The organism is Verrucomicrobiota bacterium (assembly GCA_016871535.1).
GTDB lineage: Bacteria > Verrucomicrobiota > Verrucomicrobiia > Limisphaerales > SIBE01 > VHCZ01.
In genome coordinates this window covers 1-11,599 of sequence record VHCZ01000196.1, presented here as the reverse complement: position 1 = coordinate 11,599, position 11,599 = coordinate 1, and the positions used below count along the sequence as shown (strand labels likewise).

At 57.5% G+C, this 11,599-nt stretch carries 11 protein-coding genes, 1 tRNA gene and 2 pseudogenes; 2 read left to right on the top strand and 12 right to left on the bottom strand.

Going from position 1 to position 11,599, the window contains the following annotated elements:
* The coding region (locus FJ398_20465) for a restriction endonuclease (GenBank protein ID MBM3840289.1) at positions 1 to 354 on the top strand (354 nt) is incomplete at its 5' end.
* 129 nt (positions 355 to 483) lie between these two features.
* Here the strand turns inward: FJ398_20465 and FJ398_20460 are convergent.
* The 4 genes and pseudogenes from FJ398_20460 to FJ398_20445 form a co-directional block, all read right to left on the bottom strand.
* Positions 484 to 894, bottom strand: coding sequence for a DUF3368 domain-containing protein (locus FJ398_20460; protein ID MBM3840288.1), 411 nt, complete (start codon positions 892 to 894; stop codon positions 484 to 486).
* A gap of 70 nt (positions 895 to 964) precedes the next feature.
* Complete coding sequence (locus tag FJ398_20455) at positions 965 to 1,237, bottom strand: UPF0175 family protein (protein MBM3840287.1); 273 nt, start codon at positions 1,235 to 1,237, stop codon at positions 965 to 967.
* Positions 1,230 to 1,550, bottom strand: a pseudogene (locus FJ398_20450) (hypothetical protein). The gene FJ398_20455 and the pseudogene FJ398_20450 overlap by 8 nt, the downstream one beginning before the upstream one ends.
* Before the next feature lie 430 nt (positions 1,551 to 1,980).
* A pseudogene (locus FJ398_20445) lies at positions 1,981 to 2,079 on the bottom strand (DUF2147 domain-containing protein).
* Positions 2,080 to 2,098: 19 nt separating this feature from the next.
* On the opposite strand from FJ398_20445, the gene FJ398_20440 reads away from it, so the two are divergent.
* Positions 2,099 to 2,524 carry a putative toxin-antitoxin system toxin component, PIN family gene (locus FJ398_20440; GenBank protein MBM3840286.1) on the top strand — a complete coding sequence of 142 codons (426 nt, stop codon included), beginning with the start codon at positions 2,099 to 2,101 and terminating at the stop codon, positions 2,522 to 2,524.
* Between the two features lie 141 nt (positions 2,525 to 2,665).
* Here FJ398_20440 and FJ398_20435 read toward each other — a convergent pair whose 3' ends face one another.
* From FJ398_20435 to FJ398_20400, 8 genes are all read right to left on the bottom strand, one after another.
* Positions 2,666 to 3,052: an ATP-dependent DNA ligase gene (locus FJ398_20435; protein MBM3840285.1), complete on the bottom strand. Its 387-nt coding sequence runs from the start codon at positions 3,050 to 3,052 to the stop codon at positions 2,666 to 2,668.
* 75 nt (positions 3,053 to 3,127) lie between these two features.
* Positions 3,128 to 3,979: a DNA phosphorothioation-associated putative methyltransferase gene (locus tag FJ398_20430; protein ID MBM3840284.1), complete on the bottom strand. Its 852-nt coding sequence runs from the start codon at positions 3,977 to 3,979 to the stop codon at positions 3,128 to 3,130.
* Positions 3,885 to 5,366 (bottom strand): DNA phosphorothioation-associated putative methyltransferase, encoded by a 1,482-nt coding sequence (locus FJ398_20425; GenBank protein MBM3840283.1) that lies wholly within the window; start codon positions 5,364 to 5,366, stop codon positions 3,885 to 3,887. Before FJ398_20425 ends, FJ398_20430 begins: the two co-directional genes overlap by 95 nt.
* 404 nt (positions 5,367 to 5,770) lie before the next feature.
* Positions 5,771 to 6,592, bottom strand: a complete 822-nt coding sequence (locus FJ398_20420) for a hypothetical protein (protein MBM3840282.1) — start codon at positions 6,590 to 6,592, stop codon at positions 5,771 to 5,773.
* Between the two features lie 36 nt (positions 6,593 to 6,628).
* Complete coding sequence (locus tag FJ398_20415) at positions 6,629 to 9,682, bottom strand: hypothetical protein (GenBank protein MBM3840281.1); 3,054 nt, start codon at positions 9,680 to 9,682, stop codon at positions 6,629 to 6,631.
* A gap of 232 nt (positions 9,683 to 9,914) precedes the next feature.
* Positions 9,915 to 10,451, bottom strand: a complete 537-nt coding sequence (locus tag FJ398_20410; GenBank protein MBM3840280.1) for a site-specific integrase — start codon at positions 10,449 to 10,451, stop codon at positions 9,915 to 9,917.
* A gap of 18 nt (positions 10,452 to 10,469) precedes the next feature.
* Complete coding sequence (locus FJ398_20405) at positions 10,470 to 11,177, bottom strand: hypothetical protein (GenBank protein MBM3840279.1); 708 nt, start codon at positions 11,175 to 11,177, stop codon at positions 10,470 to 10,472.
* An 89-nt stretch (positions 11,178 to 11,266) separates the two neighbouring features.
* Positions 11,267 to 11,341, bottom strand: a tRNA-Thr gene (locus tag FJ398_20400).
* Positions 11,342 to 11,599 lie beyond the last annotated feature (258 nt).

Sequence of the window (11,599 nt, the reverse complement as noted above, 5' to 3'; positions counted from 1 at the left end):
GTTTCTTCTTACCTTTTCACATGTGCGCTGACTGGTTACAGCCTTACGACAGTCTCAAACAAATGCATTGTGGACGCCGCACACATCCACGAAAGGCGTGACAGCAAGAACGATGACCCTCGCAACGGGCTTGCTCTTTCAAAGAACGCTCACTGGATGTTCGATGAGGGACTCTGGTCGGTGACGAACGAACTCAAGATCATTGTCGCGGAAAAGGCATTTACCGACTGGAGTCCCGAAGGGTTCTCGCTTCGCAACTATCATGGACGTTCGTTGTTCTTTCAGCGAGGGTGCGCGCTTCGTCCCGATCCGAAGTATATCACTTGGCATCGTGAGCATTGCTTTTTGGGCTGACCATGAAGAAGCGATCTAGACTTTGCCCCGGCACTGCGCGGAAGCTAACGATCCATCCGAGCAACTTAACTCAGCAACGCGACAGCGCCGCAGCTTTGTGCCGTCCAACTGCGTTGTCGCAAACCTGATCTACTGTTCAGGCGGGGACGACCACTCGCCCGACTCCTTCAAGGCCTCATCAATCAATTCCTGACGGATGAAGATGTTGCTCGCTACCAAAGCATCAAGCGTGGGCTTGAGCTTCGGAATCAAACCTTCGCGCTTGGCTCGGCCAAGCAAAGCCACAGTCCCCATACGCCGCAGGCCGAGCCGCACCGCAAACTTTCGGGCACGGAGGTCGTCGAGGAGCAAAATAGCGGATGATTCTCGCTGTGCCAGAGCGATAGCCTCTGCTTCTCCTTTCCCAACAAGTATCAGGAGCGGAGCCACGATTGCCGGGTCGGCGTCCCGCACCTCAATCCATGGTTGCGCAAGCACTTCGGAGGCGCCTGGAGCGTTCGTCCGCGAAGTCGTCACCTCGGCGTAAACAGCGCGAGGCACGACAACGTGTCTGGCAATCAGTGGCAAAAGGCCAAGTTGTCCGATGCGCCCAAGTCCAATGAGGGGACTGCTATCCGCGATGATGATTTCCTCGGATGGCACGCAGTTCCGCCTGGATTTCTGAGTCGTCCAAGTTCACGACCGGGATCTTCAACCGGCCGAGTTCGTCGGCGAAGAGAAGCCGATTCCAGCCCGCGAGTTCGGCGGCCTTGCCCAATGAAAGCCGCCCGACCTCGAAGAGGCGAACCGCAAGTTGGAACTTAAGTTCTCGCTCGACTTCGCTTCGATCCTTGCCGCTCGCCACGAGCAGGTCATCCGGATACTGCAACGTCAGTTCAGCCATGCCGCCAGTGTACCGCACGCGAATACCCGATGGCAAGTTTGTGGCTGGGCCTGCTGGACCTGTTTCGAGGGACGGAGATTTGGGGCTCACTACAGCGAACACCACGCCGGCAGCAACAGAAGGGTGCGATGCGGCAGCTTTCAAAAGCTCCCGGTTTCTCCTGGGCTGCGAGCCGGCCGACACCCGTTTTGTCGGGCAGGCCTTTGGACAGAGCCCACAACCGAAGGATGCCCTCCCTTTCCAGCCGGAAATCAAAATGGTGCGTTCGTGCAAGGTGCTCTTACACCACGAATCGGCCGCCGGACGCTGGCATACGTCATTGAGTGCAATCCTCGTTCCACACGTAAAGGCAACTCCGAAAGATTTATCAGACGCGCGGCGTGAATTCTTTCTTCGGTCGGCGGGGATTCAAGTTTCCGTTCAGACCTTTGCTCGTGAGCAGCGCAGGGTCGCCCGTTGTTCTTCGCGCCGGGGACGAAGCTGCGGCCGAGTCCGAACTATTTCGGGTGGCATCGCGAGCGGCGGTTTGTGGGCGGCGGCCGGGCTGAGGCGACTTGACTGGGAATCAGTGGTAAGAGACTTTTACCGCATGAAAGCGACGACCATGACTCTATCATCGAAACGGCAGTCGGTTTTCCCGCAGGATTGGTGTGAGCGGGTCGGGCTGGCCAATGGTGGGCCAGTGAACGTGTTCGATCTGGGTGAGGCGGGATTGCTCATCCGTCCGGTGAGGCCCCCGTCGAAGCAGGAGCTGGAGGCGGCGCTGGCTGCGGGGCGGCCACGACGAGCCAAGCCAGGGGAGGCGGAGCGAATTGTGGCAGAGGCGCTGCGCAAGGCGCGGGAGGAGTCTTGAGCCCGGTCGTGATGGATACGGGGGTGCTGGTGTCCGGTCTCTACTGGCTGAACGAGGCGCATCAATGCCTCCGCGCGTGGGAGCAAGGAGCCTATCACCTCGTCGTGAGCGACGCTGTGTTCGAGGAATATCAGCGCGTGGCTCGCCGGGTGAGGGAGCACGAGGGGCTTTCCGGTGACCCCGAACCGATGCTGCGCTTGATTCGCGAGCACGCGCTGTGGGTAGTGCCGGATCCATTGGACCGCCCTGTTTGCCGCGACCCAAAGGATGACAAGTTCATCGAAGCCGCGCTCGCTGGCGGGGCGAAGCTGGTGATTGCCCGCGACGCCGATCTGACGGACTTGGAGAAGCCGTTCGGAGTGGAGATGGTCACGCCGCGCCAGTTTCTCAGCCGATTGCCGCGCCAAATGCGACGGCGACTGGGCAAAGCATGAACAGCCTGGTGAATAACGTCCCAGCAACTCGCAACAACATTCCCCCGAAGTTGTCCACCGCTCTGGTGGCTTGCCGCGAATGAAATTCAGACATTTCAACAAGCCGCAGTTCTTGAAGAAGATCGCAAGGTCGCTTCTGGCTCAGCGTTCTTGCACTTTCCACAACAGCCATTCACGTGGGCGCCCGTGTCGAAACGGAATCAGCACCAAGGTCCCTTGAGCGCGGGCACCGTGGAGTGTGATGCGGATGTGGTCGTCGCGCCACTCGTGGATGTCGTAGGTGCCGCGGTCCCAAATGTGGATGTCGCCCGCTCCGTACTGCCCTTCAGGGATCGTGCCCTCGAAGTCGCCGAAATCGAGCTTGTGATCTTCGACTTGGACTGCGAGATGGCGGACACCCGGTCTGTCCGGCAGCCCTTTAGGGACCGCCCAAGACTTGAACACGCCATCCTTTTCCAGCCGGAAATCAAAATGGTGCGTTCGTGCATGGTGCTCTTGCACCACGAATCGGCCGTCTGCCTGTGACACACGCCATAGATTGCAGTCTCCGTTGAATGCGTAAAGGCAAACTCGGAAAGACTTATCAGACGCGCGCCGCGAATTTCATCTTCGGCGGCGGTGATTCAGGTTTTGGTTCAGGCCTTTTCTCGCCAGCAACTCGTCCAGTTCCGGGCGCAATGGCCCGCGTCCGATGGTGGCCGGATCAAAACCGAGCTTCCGCAATCTCGCGCTGAAGGCTTCCATGTCAGACCGACGGGGATGATTGTGGCTGACGAAGCGTTCCTTGAAATACAGCAACTGCCGTTCGGCGCTGTGATCGAAGACCTGCACCCATCGCGTCCGGAGATTGACCTTGATGCGCTGGCGGAGTTCCGGTAGCGGCTTCCCGTCAAAATCGTCGTACACCAGGAACGTGGCCTTGCCCGTGCGCTTGTGCAGCTTGATGACATCTGCTTGCGACACGTCACCAAACAACGCCACCGCACACGCGACGTATGCCCGCAAGACCGGCGGCAGTTCGTCCACAAGACTGCGATGCAAGTAGAGCGCCTGTTCATCCTGCCATCCCAGCTTCAATTCCTCGCACGCGAGGTCAATTTCGCCGGGATCCCCAGCGGCATAAAGCAGTTCGACGCCTTTCTCGAGCGCCCGCCTATAGTTGCCGAAGAAAGCACGGATGTCCGCGCGCAGACGTGCGGAGAGATGCCCGAATGCAACGCGTTTCCGGAGGTTCGCCAATGCCAGATATACGATGAGATCGCGCTGCCGGTCTTCTACAGCACGCTTCCAATCCTCCGCGCCGCCTTTTTGGACGAAGAGGCGCAGCGCCTGTTTTGGTGACCCGATCTTGTTTAACAGATCACTGAACGGCGGAAATTCCTCCGGCCCCGGCAATCGTCCGAGTTGCAGCATCAGGACTCCAAAATGAATCCAAGAGCTCGCGATGTTCCTCATACACGAGTTCCCAGCGCCGTTTCCGAGGCTGCCCGATTCCGAACTGCACCCGCACCCGGTCCCAGTCGGCGTCTTCCGTGCCACCGCCTTGAACGAACGCCCTCAATGCACGTTTCGCCGAACCGAGCCGCTCACAGACCTCCGTGAGTCCTTCATAATCCTCCAGCGTTGGAATTCGTCCAAGGGCCAGTGCGAAACGACCGAATTGATCCAGCAATTCCTTGTGCTGCTCGTACAGGATTTTCCACAGCGTTCTCGGCTCGCCGAGACCAAGGCGGGCACTGATTTGTGTCCAATCAATCGCCCGCCGACTCCGCGCGGACAAAAAATCCTGCTGGTCCATCGGATCGCGGAACACGTAGAAAATCCCTAGCGCGACCGGCACGGCCGTAACGTCGAGTGCATCCTCGATGTATTGCTGCAATTCCTGCTGATCGAAGAATTTTTGGAAGGTGTTTCGTTGCGTCAGCACGCCGTCGCGATACTGCGGCGCCCGCTTCGTTTCCACGGTCTCGCGAATCAGCCCGGAAACCACGAGCAAATGTTTGGCGAGCCGATGCGCGTCCACGAGCGCTTCAACCCGCTCTGCCGGGTCTTCGATCACGTTCAGGACGTATCCCAGATTTACGATGTCCGCCTCTTGCTTCGCTCCATCGGGGCGGTGCACCGGATCCCAGCCATCGGCCCGATGCCCGAAGGCTTGTAGTCCGCGCACGTCGCTCCCTTGACCGCACCCGTAGTCAAAAAGCGTCATGCCCGTCTTGAGCAGTCCGTACTCAAGCAAAGTTCTGACGGGTTTCGATAATTCATAACGCCTCAGCGCGGTCTTGTGTCGCTCGATCAACGGCGCGGTTGGAGCCGGACTCGACGGAGCACTCTTGCGGCTCAAACAATGCTCTCGGATTGCGAGGCCCCTGCTAGTCAATAGCCGTTCCCAGTTCAATTCGAACCCGATCGTCGCGGTCTCGCTGTATAGCCCCGCCTCTTCTTCGGCCCGCGTCAGTGCTTCAAAGGCCGGGCGACGCGGATGATCGGCGGGTAGAAATGATTCCTTCCGATGTAAAATCGGCGGATTCGGATTATTCGCATAGTCCGTATCCCGCATGCGCCCTGTCACCAGGTCGATCGCGACTGCGCGCTCCAAGCACGGATGAGCCACGTCCATGAAACGCGGGTAACTCAGGAATGAGATTTTCAATTCATCGGTCCTGAACTTCACGACATTGAACTCATCCCCGAGCGCGTGGCGCTGCGCCACCTTGGCCACAAGCTGCGTTAATTCAGCCCCATAATCCGAACCTGCTTCTCGGTAAACATAGACGGCCGTGGGAAGCCGCTTCCCGAAAGGAATTTGCTCCACCAGTTCCCGGAAAGCGACGAAATCCATGCTCCGATAATACCATTTTCGGAAATTCGCCGAAAGCAGGTTCAGCGCAAGCTTCAGTTAAGCCCGGATTTCAGAAAGTGAATGAAGTTAGAGATGGGAAAAAAGGCCATCTTTTACCAGTGTCTATCCGGACAACGCTTGAGTTTGGACCAAGGATGCCGTCCCGCTTCGGAGCGCGGGCAGCCGCAAAAAGGATGAATACAGCGCTCGAAATTCGTGTTGTACCACTGAGTCGGGCACGACCGACAAATCGCCTCCTTCTGTTCGAGGGAAAGTTCGACCTTTGCGACAGCGGGAATTTCCACTGGCCTGGCTTTACGCACGACGCGGACGACACGCAAGTCACCGTGTTCCGGGTTCAGGAACTTTACCTTTCGTTGCATTGCATGCACGGTTCAATGCGATTAGACCAGCGGCACTTGAACGAAAAGGATCGGATTGTTGACGGGCACAAAACCCACGCTACTGGACGCTCCGCGCTGTTTCTGGCAGCGGGCGCGGTTGTACCAAGTCAGAACTGACTCCGGCAGCGGTCGCAAATGTGGTTCCAGGCTGCCGACCAAAAGAATGCATTTCTCAGCGGTCTCCCACGCATCGCGAATCCGCACAAAATCGCTGTTGGGATCGTCTGGATCAACACGGATTACCCAGGGCGAGCCTGCGCAGTCGGCGCCAAAATCTTCCCGCTCGCCATTGACCTGGTCGTACACCACCCAACTCAGCTGGATGACGAGTTTGCCCATGACGCCGAGTTGATTGTCGTCGCGGGTGATCATGTCGCGCCATTGTTCCGGCACAGCCAGGAGTTCGTCGCGCTCCGGATTTATGCGAATGGTTCCAACTCGCTTTTCGCCCATCGCGGGAAAACGAAAAAGGCCGTTCTCGCACATCAGCGCAGGGCCGGTTCCGGGTCCAGGGCCTCTGAGGATCGTCGCATCCAGGCTGGCGTAGGCGTTGCCAAAGCCGTCCACCCACTCACAGCCGATCTCGGCACACAGGTCTCGCCAACCTTCGGTCGGGGGAACAAGCGGCGCGCTGGTAAATGCGTAGTTTCCAATTGTTGAATCGCAGACGCGAAAGCTTCCTGACGGCGGACACGTGCAGGCGCCATCCGGCGGGTCATCTCCAAACTGGGGCAAAATCGGACGCAATCCTTGCGTAAACTGGATGAGTTTCGATTGGACCGGCAGCGGGAGTTCGATCCGCACCTTGTCGAGCTTGTTCACGCAGAGGGCGAAGTTGTTGAACATTTCCGCATACATCTACGTGCGCGGCAGCGGGCTGTGGCCGCCAAACGGACTCGGCTTGAGTTTTTCGGGAAGGATGTCGAGCCACTTTTGGCCAATGGCATCGAAACAAAGATTCTGAAACGTATAATCCATCAAGGGCGAGTCAGTGTCGCAGAGTTCCAAGCTGGTCTTCTCGTCCACGAAACCTCCACAGATCGCTCGCAGATACAATTCCATCTGGCAGTAGGGCTCGACCTCGACGCCGGCGTCCTCAATGTCCTGATCGTCGTTTTGATCCTCGTACACCTCCGGGACCAGCCGGACAAAATAGCTGCGCGGCAAACAGCAACCTTTGGGACGGTCGCTGCCAAAAACGCCGACGTTATTGTTCGCCCCGAGATCGCCAATCTGGAACGGATAACCGACCTTGATTTCCTCACCTGTATCCGGGTCAATCACGGGACTGCCGTCCTGATCAGTCGCCGTGTAAAGTTCCGAGGCCTCTTTGCAGTGCTTCCCTGTCGCTCGGTAGCGGAGGTAATCCATGATCGCATTTTCGTCCGTGCGATAACGTTCGTGATCGAGGAAGGTCCAAGTCGTTGGATCGTTGGCGATGGCGTCGGGCGCTTGGTCGGTGTGACGCAGACGGCCGCGCAGAGTCACCTCCACGACATCATCCGGCTCGGCGGTGATGGATTCGATTTCGTGGGGTGCCTGGTAAATCTGACAGGAACGATAAAAATCTCGTTGCGCTTCCCGTTCCAGGGAATGCCGTCCGTTGATCCCCTTGGCGTAAATGTAACCCGGAGGCGCTTCCGAAATCAAAGCGTGCCGTTGTCCCAGAGTGAAATGATCATTCAAATCGCGTTTCGGCGGGAAGATGCCGTTGCCAGCCAGCTCCACAGTCAACGTGTGCGCGCGTTGATGAAGAACGATCGTGTTGTCGTAGAGTTCTTCTTTCCAGAGCGAGGTCTCGACGGGGCGGTATCCGTTGAGCGAAAAGAAAAGGCACCAACGGTTGGTCGTGCCTTGCTTGGGCGCAACCAAGCGGATGCCGTCGAGTTCATAAACCTGACCGCCGTGGCTCGTGAAAGCTTTTGCGCCGAACTTTCCCTCGAAACGCTGGTTGGCTTGAATCAATCGACCGTCGTATTCAATGGGACCGCCCTTAACCACGTACTGAATTCCGGGCTTGATCTCGCCATTTGGAATCCGGTCCGGTGATGGCCCGAGGCCCGCGAAGATGTCAAATGCCTCATTATTCAGACCGTAAGCGTAGCGTTTGTAGTAGAGAACGCTTTTGCCGTTCGCGACTTCGTAGCCGACCAGATTGTCCTTCTGCGCCAGCCGCCCGTGGTCCACGATGAGCTGGCGCATCGCCTCATAAATCGGATTGTTGACAATCGAGTTCTCGCCGATCGTGGCCAGACCAGCGGCGCCTGGATTCACGATGCAGCCGGTCTTGAAGTAGGCGTCGGAAATGGTGCGCGGGCTGGGCAGATCAATCCCGTCTTCATCGAGGTTGCAGCCATCGCCGCCGCGACTGGATGCGGCGCGAATGACCGCGTAAGCGTCGGGAACACTCGGCTTCATTTTCCACAACTCGGCGATCTCGAAATGGAGCCTTCCGCCCGGAGCCAAATCGGCTGTAGAAGCAACGCGCAACGATACTTTGACCGCTTCAGGGACCTGGTCGAAGTACCGGATGCTCGATGCGTTCTTCTGGTTGTCCGGAGTCAGATCGAAGGTGTGGACTGGAGCGTCATTCGCGAGCACTTCAATCGTGACCGGCGCTTTCAGACCAGCCGCCGCCGCAAATACGCCGCCCAAGACAAAGCCGCCAGCGATCTGGTGAAACGTCGCGCCAGATTCGAGCTTGGTGGCCTTGGTTCCTGAAGGCACACCGGCACCACCAGCCGGAGCGGCGATTTGGAAGGCTGGGTAAATTGCGTCCAACCCGCCGTTACTGTCCATCCGTCCGAGAGCCGGGGCCAGGAAGTATTGTCCGGAAAAGAACTTCTCGAAATCAAAGCTGGTCAATTCGGGATCCCAATCTTCCGAATCGCGCTGCGCCGCACTGCCTCGGAAATTCTTGATGAAATAATTCAGGGTTTGATTGAGTTGTTCACCCTGATCATGGGAAATCACGCCGCCGCCTTTGTACGGCCCCTCGATGTAATCGGCGGTGCTCAACCTCTCGATTTCGACGGCATTCCCGTTTTCGTCCCAGGCGTAGATGCGATACCAGAATTTTCCGTAACCGATCCCGGCGATGGAGGCGCCATTGCAGTCGGACTCGGTTGCTCCGGGAGATCCGAACGGACAAAAGCCGCTGTAATTTTTGACAGGCAGGGGCTCCAGGCCCGCCTCCGCGCGCCGCCTTTGCGCTTCGGGAAGTGGAGTAAAGAACACTTTGAACCGTCGGGTCTCCGGTTGATCTGCTGTCGCGTCTCCGCAGCCCATTGGACACTCCTCGCGCGTGGGAAGAAAGCCGCCGTAAGATTTCAGGTATCTCAGTTTCGGATGATACCGAATCTTTTCGTGCTCCTGCGCCGCTCGCAGCGCTGGCGTGAAGTAGGCGTTGGCAACGGGATCGAACGCGCCCCGTTGATACTTGGCCAGGAGCCAAAATTCTTCGTCGGTTTCGGGTGGACCGAAAACACCGGCAGGTTTGGGCAACCACAGCAGAATCTCGTTTCCATCCGCGACCCGCAAATCTTCCGCGAGCAAATTCGCTCGATCGTTTCCAAAGACGAAAGCACCGATTGGGCTGTTCAGATTCACGCCTTCTTCTTCGCCAGGCGGAGTCACGGGCCATTCCGCGCCGGTCTTGCGTGGGTCCAGGTAAGCGTAAATCCGAAACCACTCATCGGCGTACGGCCAGAGGCCGATCGGTCCTCCGCCGCTGAAGCTTGGATTGCGAATCTGGCGCATCCATCCGCACATGTAGTAGATGATCCGCCAGGCGCAGTCGCCCAGACCGCTCAGGATGCGGTCATTGAAAGCCTGGGCGAGCGCGTTGTGTTGCGCGCTGGTGATCGGGTCGCCTTCCTGGACAACGGGAGCTTTCTTGAACGTGATGGCCATGGCGATCTGTACGGCGTTTTACCGCCGCGCAACGTTTCTAAATTCAGTCCCGCACGCTTCGCGCAATCCGTCAACTGTTTCGTCAAGAAATTTTCCGATAGTCCGAACGGCACCGAATCGATCCGAAAAATCAAAGCGCGCGCGCTTGGGCAAATGGCGATGGACCGCTTTTTCGCGCGGTGTTTTCAAAAGCCGTGCGCAGGACTTCTCCTCACTCGGAAGCAATGCCAGCTTACGCTGTGGCCGCCGCTGGCGTCGGATGATCGCTGGAACTGCCGGACGGCTCAATCGCGAACCACTTCTTGGCGTCGGCCGGTCGGACCAGTTCACGATAATGCCTGAAAATCATCTGTGGTGAATTCCCCGCTTCCAACGCGACCTGATTCACATTTTGCACCGTGGCCAAACGGTACGAGATAAACGAATGGCGCAACGCATTGGTCTTCCATTTGACGGCGGCCAAGGTCTCGGTCGCGGTGGCTTCGGCAGTTCTCTGCTGGGCGTCGTAAAAATCATCGTGGCCACCTGGCCAAACCCTGCCCCGGCAGTTCGCATAAGGCCCCAGCCATGCTGCGAGGTTATCCGTGATTGGCACCAGCCGACGGGCCGCTGTTTTGCTTTTGCCTTTCTTCACCTCAATAAAACGCTCCACCAAATTGATCTCCTGCCACTCTAATCGTTCGATTTCGGGGGAGCGCAACCCGGCGAATCCGCCGATCGCCAGAGCCGGCAGAAATTCCTTCGTGGCGGCCCCGAGTAAACGAGCCATCTCTTCCACGGCGAAGATTTAAATCTCTCCTCCCTGGTCTTTCACTTTTTCCAGATGGTCCATCTCGTCATGGTCTCGCGGCAGATAGCCACGCCGTTTGGCAAATCGGAATAACGTCCCGATCACCCGGACAAAATTGATGTACGAGCGCGCCGACAGCTTCATCGAGTTGAGGAACTCCTGAATCTGGCTTGCGCTGATGGAAGAGATCGGACAGTGAAAGGAAGTCTCAAACTTGCCAAGGCGATATCGCAAATCGTTAAGGTAGCGGTCGCCCAGGCCGGCCGTTTTCTTGGCCTCAACGAGTTCAACGACCACCTCGGAAACGAGTTTCTTTGGAAGCTTCGCCGGGTGCCTTTTGGCGTAGAAGCGGGCGGCTTCGATAATCGAATCACCGCCGAGTATTTTCGACGCTTCTGCAAATTGGACGGCGGCGACTTCCAAGGGGAAGCCCGTGCCACGCAACGCTTCGACCGCCCGAAGATAGGCCGCCCGGTCTTCGCTCCGCAGCGTGAGCACGTCCAGATCTCCGTGGCTCATCCGGTCGGCGATGAGCCCGGCTTCTTTCTTTGCTTCAAGCAAATCGCTGAAGGTGCGAATTTTCCGCCGGCCGGAGGAGTAGTCAGCCATTTGGAAGGACTCGTAGCCGAGGGCCGATCTGGTGCGGTAGATTTTCACGGTGACAAATCCCCGTTTGATTGTAATTGGCTTGTTTTTCGAGATCATCGTCCAGAGTGTCAGAAAAATGTCAGAAAAAAGCAAACTTAATCTTTATTACCAGCCCGTGGATTCGATGTAACTCCTTGATTATTAGATGGAGCCAATGGTCGGGATTGAACCGACGACCTACGGTTTACGAAACCGTTGCTCTACCACTGAGCTACATTGGCTAAATGCTTGTAATTAGGTGGTTACGCATTACACACCTTGGCGGAATTTGTAATTTACAACCGCTTTATGCAACCCCAAACTGCTGCTATGCAACAACATGGCCTACAAGCCGGGCTACCGGTTACAACTAAGTGGTCCGTTTCGTAAATACGCTCACGTTCGTTGCGCCCAATTTGGCCTGGGGCAAGGCGCGACGAGCGAGCATCCCCCGCCAGTGGGGCTGTGACCGAGGAGCAACGCAGCCCCAGGCAAAATTC

Bases quoted from the DNA above. Each gene is read 5' to 3' on its own strand.
- FJ398_20455 (MBM3840287.1), bottom strand. From the start codon at position 1,237: ATGGCTGAACTGACGTTGCAGTATCCGGATGACCTGCTCGTGGCGAGC.
- FJ398_20430 (MBM3840284.1), bottom strand. From the start codon at position 3,979: ATGAGGAACATCGCGAGCTCTTGGATTCATTTTGGAGTCCTGATGCTG.
- FJ398_20425 (MBM3840283.1), bottom strand. From the start codon at position 5,366: ATGGATTTCGTCGCTTTCCGGGAACTGGTGGAGCAAATTCCTTTCGGG.
- FJ398_20415 (MBM3840281.1), bottom strand. From the start codon at position 9,682: ATGGCCATCACGTTCAAGAAAGCTCCCGTTGTCCAGGAAGGCGACCCG.
- FJ398_20410 (MBM3840280.1), bottom strand. From the start codon at position 10,451: ATGGCTCGTTTACTCGGGGCCGCCACGAAGGAATTTCTGCCGGCTCTG.
- FJ398_20405 (MBM3840279.1), bottom strand. From the start codon at position 11,177: ATGATCTCGAAAAACAAGCCAATTACAATCAAACGGGGATTTGTCACC.